The sequence below is a fragment of the Desulfosporosinus cupriresistens genome, from assembly GCF_001707885.1.
Classification (GTDB): domain Bacteria; phylum Bacillota; class Desulfitobacteriia; order Desulfitobacteriales; family Desulfitobacteriaceae; genus Desulfosporosinus.
In genome coordinates, this window is sequence record NZ_MASS01000022.1 from 1 (window position 1) to 14,501 (window position 14,501).

The 14,501-nt window shown below is 43.4% G+C and carries 14 protein-coding genes; 2 read left to right on the forward strand and 12 right to left on the reverse strand.

Annotated elements, in window-relative coordinates; genetic code table 11:
* The 6 genes from DSBG_RS10495 to DSBG_RS10515 all read right to left on the reverse strand — a co-directional run.
* Positions 1 to 872, reverse strand: an 872-nt coding sequence (locus tag DSBG_RS10495; protein ID WP_068964265.1) for a beta-ketoacyl-ACP synthase III, incomplete at its 3' end; no start/stop codon positions are given.
* A 38-nt stretch (positions 873 to 910) separates the two neighbouring features.
* The gene (gene plsX, locus DSBG_RS10500) at positions 911 to 1,894 is read right to left on the reverse strand and encodes a phosphate acyltransferase PlsX (RefSeq protein ID WP_068964267.1); all 984 of its coding nucleotides are present in this window, start codon (positions 1,892 to 1,894) and stop codon (positions 911 to 913) included.
* Positions 1,895 to 2,482, reverse strand: coding sequence for a transcription factor FapR (gene fapR / locus DSBG_RS10505; protein WP_068964269.1), 588 nt, complete (start codon positions 2,480 to 2,482; stop codon positions 1,895 to 1,897). It lies immediately after the preceding gene.
* Between the two features lie 418 nt (positions 2,483 to 2,900).
* Positions 2,901 to 3,080 (reverse strand): 50S ribosomal protein L32, encoded by a 180-nt coding sequence (rpmF, locus tag DSBG_RS21785; RefSeq protein ID WP_083236817.1) that lies wholly within the window; start codon positions 3,078 to 3,080, stop codon positions 2,901 to 2,903.
* Between the two features lie 32 nt (positions 3,081 to 3,112).
* Positions 3,113 to 3,622: a YceD family protein gene (locus DSBG_RS10510; protein WP_068964271.1), complete on the reverse strand. Its 510-nt coding sequence runs from the start codon at positions 3,620 to 3,622 to the stop codon at positions 3,113 to 3,115.
* 347 nt (positions 3,623 to 3,969) lie between these two features.
* On the reverse strand, positions 3,970 to 5,163 hold the full coding sequence (locus DSBG_RS10515) for an acetate/propionate family kinase (protein ID WP_068964273.1): 1,194 nt from the start codon (positions 5,161 to 5,163) through the stop codon (positions 3,970 to 3,972).
* Positions 5,164 to 5,481: 318 nt separating this feature from the next.
* Here DSBG_RS10515 and ylbJ point away from each other — a divergent pair, with 318 nt between their 5' ends.
* A complete protein-coding gene (gene ylbJ / locus DSBG_RS10520; RefSeq protein ID WP_068964276.1) occupies positions 5,482 to 6,636 on the forward strand; it encodes a sporulation integral membrane protein YlbJ in 1,155 nt (384 codons plus the stop codon).
* A gap of 48 nt (positions 6,637 to 6,684) precedes the next feature.
* Here ylbJ and DSBG_RS10525 read toward each other — a convergent pair whose 3' ends face one another.
* A complete protein-coding gene (locus tag DSBG_RS10525; protein WP_068964278.1) occupies positions 6,685 to 7,185 on the reverse strand; it encodes an ATPase in 501 nt (166 codons plus the stop codon).
* A gap of 17 nt (positions 7,186 to 7,202) precedes the next feature.
* Positions 7,203 to 7,754, reverse strand: a complete 552-nt coding sequence (rsmD, locus tag DSBG_RS10530; RefSeq protein WP_068964279.1) for a 16S rRNA (guanine(966)-N(2))-methyltransferase RsmD — start codon at positions 7,752 to 7,754, stop codon at positions 7,203 to 7,205.
* Positions 7,755 to 8,026: 272 nt separating this feature from the next.
* Here rsmD and gpr point away from each other — a divergent pair, with 272 nt between their 5' ends.
* The gene (gpr, locus tag DSBG_RS10535) at positions 8,027 to 9,013 is read left to right on the forward strand and encodes a GPR endopeptidase (RefSeq protein WP_068964281.1); all 987 of its coding nucleotides are present in this window, start codon (positions 8,027 to 8,029) and stop codon (positions 9,011 to 9,013) included.
* A gap of 57 nt (positions 9,014 to 9,070) precedes the next feature.
* Here gpr and DSBG_RS10540 read toward each other — a convergent pair whose 3' ends face one another.
* From DSBG_RS10540 to sdaAA, 4 genes are all read right to left on the reverse strand, one after another.
* Complete coding sequence (locus tag DSBG_RS10540; protein WP_009620355.1) at positions 9,071 to 9,199, reverse strand: small, acid-soluble spore protein, alpha/beta type; 129 nt, start codon at positions 9,197 to 9,199, stop codon at positions 9,071 to 9,073.
* A 264-nt stretch (positions 9,200 to 9,463) separates the two neighbouring features.
* On the reverse strand, positions 9,464 to 10,774 hold the full coding sequence (locus tag DSBG_RS10545) for an ATP-binding protein (RefSeq protein WP_068964283.1): 1,311 nt from the start codon (positions 10,772 to 10,774) through the stop codon (positions 9,464 to 9,466).
* A gap of 339 nt (positions 10,775 to 11,113) precedes the next feature.
* A complete protein-coding gene (gene recG, locus DSBG_RS10550) occupies positions 11,114 to 13,633 on the reverse strand; it encodes an ATP-dependent DNA helicase RecG (RefSeq protein WP_068964285.1) in 2,520 nt (839 codons plus the stop codon).
* On the reverse strand, positions 13,630 to 14,493 hold the full coding sequence (gene sdaAA, locus DSBG_RS10555; protein WP_068964287.1) for an L-serine ammonia-lyase, iron-sulfur-dependent, subunit alpha: 864 nt from the start codon (positions 14,491 to 14,493) through the stop codon (positions 13,630 to 13,632). The genes recG and sdaAA overlap by 4 nt, the downstream gene beginning before the upstream one ends.
* Between the last annotated feature and the right edge of the window lie 8 nt (positions 14,494 to 14,501).

The window sequence follows — 14,501 nt, forward strand, 5'->3', positions numbered from 1 at the left end:
ACAGGAATGGACGCTGCTGACATATTACCATACTTGTCCAAGTTTACAACTACTTTATCTGGTGAAATTCCCAGGCGTTTAATCGCAGCATCGACAATCCGGATATTTGCTTGATGTGGGACTAGCAGATCCACATCTTCTTTCGTTAAACCGGCCTTCTCAAGAACCTTTAGAGAAACATCCCCCATAATCCGAATAGCAAATTTATAGACTTCTTTACCCTCCATCTGAAGAGTATGTAAGTTCTTGCCTACTGATTCTAAGCTGGCCGGACACTTCGAGCCGCCCGCTGGTTGACTAAGCAACATACCGCCAGAACCGTCTGAACCTAATTCGAAGCTCAAAAAGCCAAATCCTTCTTGGACCGGTTGTAAAACTGCAGCCCCCGCCCCATCACCGAAGAGAATACACGTTGAACGGTCTTCCCAGTTTAGAATTTTGCTCATTGTTTCTCCGCCAATGACGAGTACGGTTTTATACATTCCCGTAGCAACAAACTGACTAGCGGTTGCCACTGTATAAATAAATCCAGTACATCCTGCTTCCAGATCAAAAGCCGCTGCATTTTTTGCCCCTAAACGCTCTGCCACGAGGCAAGCAGTCGCCGGAAATGCATAGTCAGGTGTTATCGTCGCCACAATAATGAGGTCAACCTCTTCAGGGTAAATCTGAGCGTCCTCTAAAGCTCTCAAGCCCGCAAAGTAACATAATTCCGAGACAGGGGTGTCTTTCGAGGCGATATGTCGCTCCTTAATTCCAGTGCGTGTAGAGATCCATTCATCCTTTGTGTCCACAATCTTCTCTAAATCCGCATTGGTTAAAACCTTTTCGGGAAGATATGATCCTGTCCCCACAATACCAACACTTCGCATAGTCACATGTCCTCTTTTCTGTTTATTAAACATCAGACTCACTTAGGAAGCTCTTCCCGAATCTGTTCAATAAAATGCGTTTGCACACATTCCTGGGCCACCCGGATGGCATTTAAAATCGCCTTCGCTTTTGAACTTCCATGACATATAATACTAATCCCATTGACCCCAAGCAGAGGGGCCCCGCCATACTCAGCATAATCCATCATCTGAGCGAACTCTTTTAAACCCGGTTTGACGGCCATTGCCCCTAGCTTACGGACCGTGGTTGAAGTAATTTTTTCCTTAATAACCTGAACAAATACCCCTGCCAGCCCTTCAGCCGTTTTAAGCAATACATTTCCCACGAAACCGTCACAAACAACCACATCAGCACGCCCATAGGGGACATCCCGTCCTTCGACATTCCCGAGAAAATTGATGGGCGCTTCTTTAAGCAACAGGTAGGCTTTCTGGGTAAGTTCATTTCCTTTCCCTTCTTCACTACCTACATTGAGCAGACCAACGCGCGGATTTGGAATCTTCAATATTCTTGCTGCATAAATGCTGCCCATCAGTGCATATTGGCAAAGTTGCTCTGGTGTCGCATCTAAATTAGCTCCGACATCGAGAATAAGCTTCCCTCCCTCCACAGTCGGAAGGACTGTGGCAATAGCAGGTCTTTCAATTCCCTTTATGCGCCCTAAGCCGAGAAGGGCAGCAGCCATTTGTGCTCCAGTACTTCCCGCACTCACGACGGCATCTGCTTCTCCTTGCTTTACTAATCGGGTCGCAACCACTATCGTAGCATCCTTTTTCTTACGAACGGCATTGGCAGGGTGCTCGTCCATCTCGATGACCTCCGTAGCTTCAACAAACGATATGTTCTTAGGTCTCGTGCCTGTTAAGGAGGGAAGCACCCGCTCTTTTGGCCCCACCAAAATGAGATCTACATTAGGATTCTTTTCTGCGGCCATCAGTGTCCCTTTTATAATCTCCTCCGGGGCATAATCGCCACCCATTGCATCCACAGCAATTCTCATTTATTCCATCTCCGTTTCCCGTACATCCTCAAGTCCAAAAAATGCAAAAAGAACCCAGGTTCCTCGGAGCACTTCCTCCGAATCAACTTTTACCGATACTTGGACCCAATATTTACTCTGCTTACGTTTGAGCACTATTCCTTCAGCAACAGCGATCTCACCTAACTGAACTGGTCGTAAAAACTTTAGTTCGACACTCCCAGTCAAGGCCATCGGCGCATCCACTAAGCTAATGGCTAGAGAATTAGCCTGGGCAAACAGATAATGTCCGCGAGCAACTCTGGCCTTAGTCAAGACCATGCTTTCGTCAATTAGCAACTCAGAACGGGCTCTCTCTCCAATAGCTAGTTCTAACAGTTTTCCGATTAATTCCTGATCATCTAAAGACTTTAATGTTGAGTAAGCTTCTTGAGCTACCACTCGGGTTCGTTCTCGAAGTTCCGGGATACCCAGTTCTCCACGATCTAGACGAATGGTTGAGACACTCACTTTAAATCGCTCTGCAAGCTCTTCGTCGGTAAAGAATGGATGCTTGGAAAGTGCTTCTCCTAATACTTTACGGCGATCTACTTTACTATATCGGGCCATCTATATCACCATTTCTCACCCTACTTACAATTTCCTGATTAATATTCTCTGACTAACTATACCACGTCGCGGTTCGAGGACCTAAGTTCGTACTCACACCTCGAACATTTATTCATCGGAATTACGACCTGGTCACAATTATAAACCATCGCGCTTCACTTATCAATAAATAACCCTGTCGAAGGTAGATGGAATATGGAATAATAGCTTATAGGGGCTGTGCTAACTATATTTTTCACATCCCCACTTTTGCTTCTATATCATCAAAACACAAGCGTCCTCACTCCACTTTAATAGTGAAATGAGGACGCTTATTGATTGTTATAACCACTTGAAATTTTGGAGACTGAGTTTTCACACATCCCCGTAAAACAAAAGAGCCCCTATTTCAGAGCTCTTTGTTCTTGCACGCTAAACCTTAAGATTCTACAGCAATAACTACCTTTGAATTATAATACCCACAGCTAGGGCATATATAATGAGGCATTTTCGGTTTATGGCATTGGGGGCATTCGATGTGGTTTGGTGCAGTTATTTTCCACATAGCCCGACGTTTGCGTACTCTTGATTTTGATTGGCGATGTTGCGGTACACCCATAATTACACCCCCTTTAGGTTCTCTAAAATTAATTAGTCATTGAATTGCCACTTGGACAGTGCCGCTAACCGAGGGTCAATGTTGCTCTCCCCGCAATGACACGGAGTCAGATTTCGGTTCGCACCACAGGTCGGGCATAATCCCTGACACTCTGCTGAACAAATAAACTTCATCGGCAAAGCTAACACAATTTGTTCAAAGATTCGATCCTTGATCTCGATCTCATCTTTGTCCAAAAGAAGTGCTGTCTCAAGCTGATCTTCGGTTGCCAGTGTTCGAAAAACCCATTCGTCTTGGAAGGAGAGATCAAATGGATAAACAAACGTCTCTAGACAACGTCCACACGTAGCTTTAAGATCCGTGTGAATCGTCCCGTGAACCAACAAAGCTTTACTTGTGTTGTTTACCTGAAGTTGAACATGTACCGGTGCTTGAAACGAAAGGGCTTCTGTTCCCAAATCGAAGGAAGAAAAATCTTCGACCAAATCGAAACAGGCACTTCCACCTTCCTTATTACGAACCTGGGCTACATTCACTTTCATATTATCCACCCCAATACACATCCACTATTATAGTTGGCACATTTTTCTTTGTCAAGTGAAAACTCTTTACTTAGTATATTATACTCCTAATCCACTTCTAAGATTCTTACTTCTTTTAAGTGGGAGGCTTCGTTAGCTACAGGCAGTTTCGAAATACGTACTTCTTAACCTTCACGAGAACCAAACCCGAGGAATTCACTAGCTTAGAGAACACAGAAAGTCAAACCGACAAGCAAATAGCAACGCAGCGTGCCATCACGATAGTCTCCAGTGGAGAGTATCGCCGAAGGCGCTAACCCATAACGAACACTTATCGCCGTAGGATGCTAAGACACTTCTTCTCCACCCTAGCGAGTTAATTCAAACGTATCTAGAGCAATCATCAGTTCTTCATTGGTCGGGATAACTAAAACCCGACAAGATGCATTCGTTTTAGAAACATCCGCTTCCACACCCCGGACCTTATTTTTCTCTTCATCAATCTCTACACCTAGGTAGCTCATATTAGCGCAGATAGCTGCTCGCATCGTAAATGAGTTTTCTCCAAGTCCTGCCGTAAATATAATAGCATCTACGCCATTTAACGCTGCAGCATAAGTACCAATATATTTCTTAGCTTGATATGCGAAAATTTCTAAAGCAATCTTAGCACGGTAATTTCCTTCTTCCGCTGCTTTCTCAATGTCCCTAAAGTCACTGCTTACCCCTGAGACCCCGAGCACACCGCATTTTTTATTCAGGAAATTGTCCATCTGATCAGAACTTAGATTTTCTTTACGCATAATATAGGTAACAGTTGCTGGGTCCAAATCTCCGGAGCGTGTTCCCATCAGAAGTCCTTGCAAAGGAGTGAAGCCCATAGAGGTTTCAATGGATTTTCCTCCCTTAATAGCGGTAATTGAGGAACCATTACCTAAATGGCAGGTGATGAGCTTCAGCTCTTCTGCAGGTTTTCCGAGCAGGGCCGCAGCGCGCTGGCTAACATACTTATGGGACGTTCCATGAAAACCATATCTCCGAATTTTGTATTTTTCATACAGTTCGTAAGTTAATCCATAGAGATATGCATAATCTGGCATGGTTTGATGGAAAGCGGTATCAAAGACCGCCACTTGAGGAATCCCTGGCATAAGTTTCTGGCATGCTTCAATCCCTGAGATATTGGGAGGATTATGAAGCGGCGCTATCTCTATGCAATCCTGGATGGCCTGCATGACCGCACTATCAATTATTGCAGATTTCGCAAAATTCTCTCCTCCATGTACAACGCGATGTCCAACAGCCGCAATTTCTTTTAAATCATTGACTGCCCCGTATGTAGGGGACACCAAAGCTTTTAACACAAGCTCAATGGCTACCGTATGATTTGGGATTTCAGTTGTAATGACTTCTTTTTCTCCTGAAGCCGTGCGATGTGTAAGTACAGCACCCTCAAGACCGATGCGTTCAACTAGCCCTATACCGACTGTGTCCTTTGTAGTCATGTCTATCAATTGATATTTTAGTGAAGAACTCCCACAATTTACAACAAGAATTTTCAAGTATTATGCCCCCTTATATTTTTTCTACCAATCCATGACTTTTCTACTAGCATTTAGAAGTGACTTGACCCAAATAACAAAACTAGTTTTCCACTTTTTCCAGATGTACCCTTTTTGAGTTTGCTTACTCCCTGAGTGTAGCACAAAATTTTAGGTGTTTTCAAGTCCAAACATGATTATTATTAAATTAATTTCAGAAAATTTATAATATTGAAGCTTTAATGTAAGTCTGAGTTTTATAACTTGATCAAACTGAAACGTCCGACTTCTAGGGACCAAAAATCCTCCATATAAATTATGAAGGAAGGTGATATTTTCATGTCCACAGTTGCCCGTGCGTTGGCCTTAAGTCTCCTTGCCCTCAGCATGTTTATCTATCCCCAGGAAGTACTTAGCTCTGCAGGCGGAGGCTTGACCTTATGGTGGCGTTTTGTCCTCCCCGCTTTACTCCCCTTTTTTATCCTTTCCGAGCTCCTGATGGCGGCAGGATTTGTCCACTTTCTCGGTATACTTCTGGAATCATTCATGCGTCCGCTTTTTCGTCTTCCCGGCAAGGCGGCCTTTGTTGTGGCCATGGGATACACATCAGGTTTTCCAATGGGGGCGGTGCTGACTGCGCGGCTTCGCCAAACTGGAGAAATCACCCGTGTAGAAGGGGAACGTCTTTTAGCCTTTACTAATAACCCTAGCCCTGGATTTATGTTTGGTGCTGTAGCCTCTGGGATGTTGGGTAAACCTACGCTTGGCATCGTATTGGTCAGCTCTGTTTATCTTGCGAACATCATTGTTGGAATTCTTTTTCGTTTCTATCGCGTAACACCGGGTTCTCAGCAAACAACCAATTTGCCTTCATTCAAAAGAGCATGGTACGAAATGAAAAACGCCCAGGCCAAAGACAACCGGGCTTTCGGGCAAATTCTTGGCGATGCCATCAGACAAAGTACAACGACTGTCCTTATGGTTGCTGGTTTTATGGCCTTCTTTTCAGTGATCCTTCGACTCTTAAACACCTGGCATATTACCCTGCTATTAGCCACTCTTAGTCACAGTGTTATCCGTATTGTTCAGATTCCCGTTTTCCTAGCTTTTTTCAATGGTCTTTTTGAAATGACGTTAGGTTGCCAGGAGACAATCCGAGCCCTTTCTTCACTTCATCAACAGGTGGCACTTATAACCCTCCTAATGGGCTGGGGTGGTCTTTCAGTATTCGCCCAAGTCGCTGGATTAATTAGCGGAACTGATTTGCGCTTTTCCTCATTTGTGGTTGCTCGGGCCCTTCAAGCAATTATTGCTCTAGGATTAAGCCAACTCCTCCTCTTAGTTGCGAAAGTGCCGACCTCTTCCCTTTTTCCGATCCAAGGTCCAAGCACATCGGCTCTCTGGTGGAATACATGGCAATTAAGCTCCTTTGTTTTTGTTGGGATCATGACTATTTTTCTAATGTTCTCCTTGATTCGACAATCAGTGCGCTAAAGCAACCTTGTTTCGCCTCTGGCAAGTCTTACGAAAGAGAGAAGGGTGTTATTCCCCCTTCTCTCTTTCGTAGTTACCCGGCTGATCGCGTTCTTCTTTGGCTAACCCTTTTAATTGCTCGCGATTTTTACGCAATGCTTGAAGCGTTTCGTACAAACTCTGTTCAACATGCTGAAGCATTTCGTCGGCGTATTGAACGGCCCCAATTTTTACTTCATTGGCAAATGTTTGTGCCTGTCTAACGATGTCTTCTCCATAGCTCTGGGCCTGTTTAACCACTTCATTTTCTACTGCCATCTTATCGACGTAATTTTTACCACGCTCCATGAGTCTCTGAGCTTCCACTTGAGCTTCATTTAAAATCCGTTCCCGTTCTTTTAAAACCCATTTAGCATTGGTCAGCTCTTCTGGCAAGGCCGCACGTACGCGATCTAGTAATTCAAAGATGACTGTATCATCGACCAAGACTTTTCCCGTCATCGGGATCTTAGGCCCATGATCGACAATTTCTTCCACTTCATTAAGTAAACTTAAGATATCACTTTCCACTTATATCCTCTCCCTCGTCATACATCCATTCTCTGTAAATACCATACTTTTGTGTCGCCATACTCGCCTGTTTTACGAATTTCAAACGGAAAGATATCACCATTTAATTCTTCGTCTTTAGCCGTTTCAGCGACGATAACGCCGAATGGTGCTAAATAAAAGTGCTCCTTAAAAGTCAAGATCGCCTTAGAAACAAGTTCCTTGTGATAAGGGGGATCGAGAAAAATAAGATCAAAAACTTCAGAAGGGTATCGGTTTATATACGTAAAGGCGTCCATCAATAAAAGTTTGGCCTTTGGGCTTACCCCAACTTTTTCAAGATTTTCACATATGACCTTATGAGCGTTAAGACTCTTCTCTACCAGCACTGCTTCCCGCGAACCACGGGAAAGTGCTTCGATAGCTAGATTTCCGGTTCCAGCAAATAGATCTAATACCCGGGCATCCAAGACTTTATCCCCTAAAACATTAAAAATAGCACCCTTCACTTTATCTGAGGTCGGGCGCGTTAGCGTTCCTTCTACCGCCTTAAGTTGACGACCACGCATCTCACCTGCAATAATCCTCATAAATCCTCCATATTATATTATAGCAGAGCTTATTGAGCTTTACAGCCACCAATATAGATATTTAGAAAATACCTTCATCTATCAGTATACCATAGCAAGTGTGAATTTCTTCTATGAATATCGTGCATATCATTTTAGTTTTTGCCTATACTAGCTATGGCACCTTTCCTATCTGTTTTCGTTACTTTCGTTTTCCCTCTCTGTTCACTGGAGCTATAAAGCCTCAGTGACTTTTTAAGTTTTGTATAAATACAATAAAGGAGCAGCGAAAAATGAAAAAATCAGAATTTTATCGACACCTAAATGTCCAGCTTGATTTAGCAGTTGAAGCTCATCAACTCCTACGTGGGGAAAGCGGGGAAGAAATTCCCGGCGTCCTAATGGATGAACAAGAACTCGAACATGCCAAGGTCACAATAATTACTGTTAAGACCGATGAAGGAGTTGAACAGATTGGCAAACCTAAAGGACAGTATATTACCATTGATGCTCCTGAGATTCGAAATAATGATTATGTCATTCATGAAGAAATTACCCACGTTTTAGCAGATAGATTAATTGAACTGATGAATCTTAAAGAAGATGCCAGTGTTTTATTAATCGGCTTAGGAAACTGGAATGCTACCCCCGACGCCTTAGGCCCTCAAGTCATAAACAAAACTATGGTTACCCGTCATCTTTTTCAACTCGCTCCTACTGAATTACACGGTCAAATGCGGAAAATCAGTGCCCTTTCACCAGGTGTATTGGGAATCACCGGAATTGAAACGGCTGAGATTATTCATGGAATCGTGGAACATGTCAAGCCGGATTTGGTCATTGCAATCGACGCCCTGGCAGCCGGTTCCTTGGAACGTGTTGGCACAAGCATACAACTCGCCGATACTGGCATTCATCCTGGTTCGGGAGTAGGAAATCGACGCTCTGGCATCAATGAAGAAACCATAGGCTGTAAAGTAATTGCTATTGGGCTCCCTACAGTAGTTAACGCTGCCGTAATAGCTCATGATGTAGTGGAAGGTGTCTTTCAGCAGTTCGTAACTAGTCCAACATTATATAAACTTTATAAGGGCATAAAACCTGAAACGTTCAGTCAAATCATTGATGATGTGCTTTCTCCTTTTCAAGGCAACTTGATGGTTACACCCAAAGAAATCGACTCACTCATTCAAACGTCGGCCAAAATTATTGCTGGCGCTTTGGCAATTAGCCTGCATCCCGGAATTGACCGTGAAGACTATGAGCGTTATATACAATGACAAATAGAGAAAGGGGTCAAGTCGGTTTTAAACCTACTTGACCCCTTTCTCTACAGATTATTGTTGTGGTGAATTGGGAAAACTTTTGTGTTTCCGATTAGCAATCCCAATTTCTTGCGCGACTTCATATTTGAACTTTTCTAATTCGGGTGTCAGTTGGACCATTGTTTTTTTCGATTCAGTCAAAGCTTACACCTCCTTAGAATTATTTGTGTAAGCAGCAGACCTTCTTCGCTGCTGCATTTTATAAGATCTGTGCTTTCAGTCTGGTTTTATTATTGGACTATTTGAGCTCACGCATACCCGGCAAATCATCCCAGAAATTCAAGTATCATTTTTCGCTCAAGAAAAATGATACCTTTTTCTTTCTAAATTAAAGAGCTCAGAGAACCTATATTTTGTAATTTAGGATTTTCAGAGCAAAAAGTTTCGCCCATATCCAATTACACCCTACCTTTCATTCATTTGAGAGTAGGAACTCGATATTACAGTAGGTAAACCCTTAAATCTTATCTGTACTGTGGTGCCAAATTGGTTACTTTCAATGCTCAACGTGGCGTTGTGCCGAGTTGCAATACTATTACAAATAACCAAACCCAGGCCAGTCCCTGTATCTTTAGTTGTGAAAAATGGGATTCCTAGTTTGTCTTGGATTTCCGGGTTTATTCCAGAACCATTATCCGTAATGGATAAAACGAGAGCGTCCTCCAACATCTGGGTCCTCAGAGTGACTTTACCACCTGGTAACATTGACTCAAGAGCATTATTGACTAAGTTAAGGACCAGTTTCTTAATCTCGATGGCATCCAAAGGGATTCCTTGAGTTTCTTCAAAGAAAATTTCCACTGTTTTATCCTGGGATTTTGCTATGGTCTGAATTGTAGGAAGCAAAGAAAATAAAAGTTGATTGAGATTCCAAAATTTTAAATCCATTCCCTTTTCATTGGCAACTAAGATTAGCTCAGTTATTACTGAATTAGCACGCTCAAGATCTTGGAGCATTAAATTGCAATTTTCAGCAAACCTTATCTGATCCATCTTCTGACTAGCGGCAAGTTGAAGAAATCCGTGGACACTAGTAATAGGATTTCTAATTTCATGCGCTAGGCCGGATGCAACCTTCCCGATTGCATTGATACTTTCTGTCTTTACTAACTCTTTTTCCAAACGTTTTCGTTCAGCAATATCTCGTACGACGCTTAATAGTATTTTTTCAAGTTTGACTACAACTTGATGTGAACTCACTTCTACTGGAAAATGTGCTCCATCTTTTCTCACGTGGTAAGTTTCAAAGATTATTCCACTATTATAAGCGGCTTGCAGTTGCATTTCGATTAGGTCCATGGTTTTCTCAGCTCTAAGATCTTGAATTTTCATAGTGCATAATTCTTCATGTGTGTAACCATAAGCCTTTATGGCCGCCAGATTAGCTTCTAAAATGTGACCTTTTAAATCAATAAATAGGAAGCTGTCACACGAATGTTCAAATAACACTCGGTAATTTGCAAGCCGTCGCCGCCTTTTCGCTCCTTTAAGAGCATTGGATGCTTGGACAGCTAAATTTTCATGAACTCTGATACGTTCTCCACTAAAGCCGTTGACCTCATCGGAAAGGTTCAATAAATCGCATGTTTCCTTCGATGTTTGAGATGCTTGGATTGAAGGAAACTCACGGAACTTCAACTTATGAGTATATTCTTTTTTCCAGCTATCGAACATGAAATCGGCAGAAATATTGTTTTTTTGGTTTTCTTCCAACATAGAACCAAACCCCTTCAATGAATTTCTCAACACACTAAAAAGTGATCCCTAAGTATTTTAGCTGTATTAGCTTTTTCGTGTTTTTATATTACCATAAGTTAAATGACAGTTCCATATAATATTAATTCTAAATATCTGAATATTCAATAATCGGATATTTAGTACTATTTGTTTCAACATCAACTTTATTTATTTCTTTAATGTTTGACAAGATATCTACTTAATTTTTCGATCAAATATACGTTATTATGAGTAATTACTTTAAATACTTACTCATAAGCACGAAAAAACAAGAGCGCCGTAAGATTTTCCTGGCTCCTGTTTCTTCTCACTTTCTCCCTAATGAACGCCTATTTTTTCCGGTGGAAATGTTCGCTGAACTTCCTGAAAAAGCAATTCATACTTTTCCGGATTCTGTAATACTTTCTGGGCCATCTGATATGCCTTTTCCACCAAATGCCCGTCTTGAGAAAGATCCGTAAGATTCAATTGAGCTAAACCGTGTTGCCGAGTCCCTAAGATTTCCCCCGTTCCGCGCAGACGCATATCTTCTTCGGCAATTTTAAACCCATCTTCTGTTTGACATAGAATATCTAAACGACGACTGTTTTTGTTTCCTGACAACAAAAGACAGTAAGACTGTTCATTTCCTCGACCAACCCGCCCTCTGAGTTGGTGCAATTGGGCGAGGCCAAAACGCTCGGCCGCTTCAATGACCATAACAGAGGCATTTGGGACGTTTACTCCAACTTCAACCACGGTCGTTGCAACCAGAATATCAATTTCTCCGTCGTGAAACGCTGTCATGATCGCTTCTTTTTCGGCCCCCTTCATTCTTCCATGCAGAAGGGCAACACGACACGTAGGAAACCTAAGCTGGAGATCTGTGGCTCTCTGGGTCGCTGAAATAAGATCAAGCGTTTCTGATTCTTCCACTAAAGGACAAACAACAAAAATCTGCCTTCCAAGATTGATTTGCTCTTCAAGAAATAATTCCATCTTCGAGCGGGCACGTTCCGTCAATTTACGAGTAATAATAGGCTTTCGCCCAGCAGGCATCTCATTAAGTACAGAGAGCTGCAAATCGCCGTAGAGTGTCAAGGCCAGCGTCCGTGGAATTGGGGTCGCAGTGAGGACCAAAACGTGAGGATTTTCGCCTTTGCCTTGAAGAAGTGAACGCTGCCGGACACCAAAGCGATGTTGTTCATCTGTAACAGCAAGTCCTAAAGCCTTAAATACCACCGTTTCTTGAATAAGGGCATGTGTTCCTACTATAACTTGTGCCCGACCATCCGCTATCTGGGCCAATGTTTGATCCCTCACACTTTTACCCTGACTACCCAATAAACAAACAACCTTAATTCCCAGAGGAGTAAACGCTTTTTCCAGCGCTTGAAAGTGCTGTAACGCTAAAATTTCCGTAGGGGCCATCATTGCCCCCTGGTATCCCGATCCTATCGCACGTAACAGCGCCGCCATGGCGACCGCCGTCTTGCCGGATCCAACATCCCCTTGAACCAAACGGGCCATTCCGTGTGGTCTAGCGAGATCTTGAAATATTTCACTGATCACTCGTTGTTGAGCTGTGGTCAGTCTAAAAGGTAAGGCTTTATAAAAACTCTGGATCTGTGCCTCCCCCCCCAATAACACAGGACTTCCAAGTCGAACCATACCTTGGTGTAGTCCAGCGACCGCCAATTGCAAAAAGAGAACTTCTTCCCAAACTAGGCGATCCCTCGCTTGGGACAGACTGGTGTAATTAACCGGAAAGTGAATTTCTCGATGGGCTTGAGTCCGCCCCATCCATTCCTGTAGTTCTTCCTGGGGAATAATCTCTTGAAAACACGAATCCACTTGATCCAAAACACTATGGATTAAGTTGCGTATTACTTTTGATGATAAACGTGCGGTTTCTGAATAAACCGGGAGGATCGTTTGCAACCCATGATCAGGGACATCTACTTGACTTGCATTCTCCTTTTCAATATCTGTTGCCAACACTTCCGGTTGCTGTTGCTGCCAACGCACCTTTCCCGTTACAACGACTTGAGTTCCTACTGGATATTGCTTAAGAATGTGGGTTTGGTTAAACCATGTTGCCTGAAACAAGCGCCCTTGCTGCTGAATACTTAATTTAACCACTTTCAATTTTCCATTCATTACCTGACCGGCCACGACTTCTCCGGCAATTGTTGCCGTTTCTCCATCTTTTAACTCCGCAATCAAGCGCTTGCGGCGATCTTCATACCTGCGGGGATAATAAAGGAGCAAATCTAATACGTTATGAATCCCTAGCTTTTCAAGTTGCTTAGCTCTTTCCGGACCAACCCCTCTTAAGTATTGTAAGGGCCGCGATCGCTCGGAAACAGTATTTAACCCTTTCGACACTCCTTTTATAGGTATTTCTTGCCTTTCTTTTTCCTGAATTGGCTGATCTTTATGTATCACTTTGTTTTCTTGGGCTTCTCCGGCTTCTCGCTTTTCGTTTACTCCTCTATGATTTGTGTTTTTCCGTTTATCCGATATCTTCTGTTTCTCTGGTATACTCAAATCCTCGATTAAGGGTACACTTTGCGGTAAACAATCGGCAACTTCAGACGACACTTCTTGCATAAACCGGTGCAGTTCCGAAAAGGCTTCTCTTCGTCGCAGCGGGCTCCATGTTGAATAATTCTGAGCCAATTGTCTCAAAAGCTCCATATCATTACCAGGAAATAGCTGTTCAAGTCTGGGAAGGATTCCTCGTAAGAAACTGTTAAATCCCCCCAAGACTCCGGTATTCGTAAACCCTTGCTTTTCTTCTGTTAGCAGAGCTCTCCGGAAATTATTCAAAACGAGTTGCATCTGAGTAAGCTTCATAGAAAATCAGCCTGAATTCGTCGTCCCGTCGGCGTCACTGCAAGGCCACCTTGCGCAGTTTCTTTTAAAGCACAAGGCATTTGTTTACCTATCAAGCCCATAGTATCGATAACCTCATCAATCGGAATTGCACTCTTCACTCCTGAAAGAGCCATCTCAGCTGCTACCAAAGCGATCGAGGCTCCCGTTGCATTTCGTTTGACACAGGGAACCTCCACCAGCCCTGCCACAGGGTCACACACTAAACCCAGCATCGATTTCATAGCGATTGCTGCAGCGTCCGCCGTCTGACTAGGCGAGCCTCCTGCTAGTTCCACTGCCGCAGCAGCAGCCATTGCCGCTGCAGATCCTATTTCGGCCTGACATCCACTCTCAGCGCCAGAAACACTCGCTCGTTCTGCAATGACCATTCCTAATCCCGCAGCAGTAAATAAAGCAAGTACAAGATCATGCTCTGCTACTTCAAGAGCCTTCTCAACCGTCAAAAGAACAGCAGGAAGTACCCCACAGGAACCCGCAGTCGGTGCAGCAACAATTTTCCCCATACAAGCGTTAACTTCGGCCACTGCCAAAGCTCTGGCAATTGCACTACTCATTAGCCCGCCGATCAGGCTCTCACCCTTTTGCCACCTGGCCTCGATTTTCGCTGCATCTCCCCCTACCAAACCAGATAAAGAACGACGCTCGCCGCTAAGACCTGCTTCAACGGATTCTCGCATAACCCTTAAGTTCTTGCTCATACGCTGAAAAAGCGCTTGCTCCGATTGTTCTAATTCTTCCATCTGGTTTTGGCATACGACTTGACTTATTTTAAACCCTCCAGCTTCAGCCTCGATGACCCAGTCTTCGTAGGCACGCATAATTAACT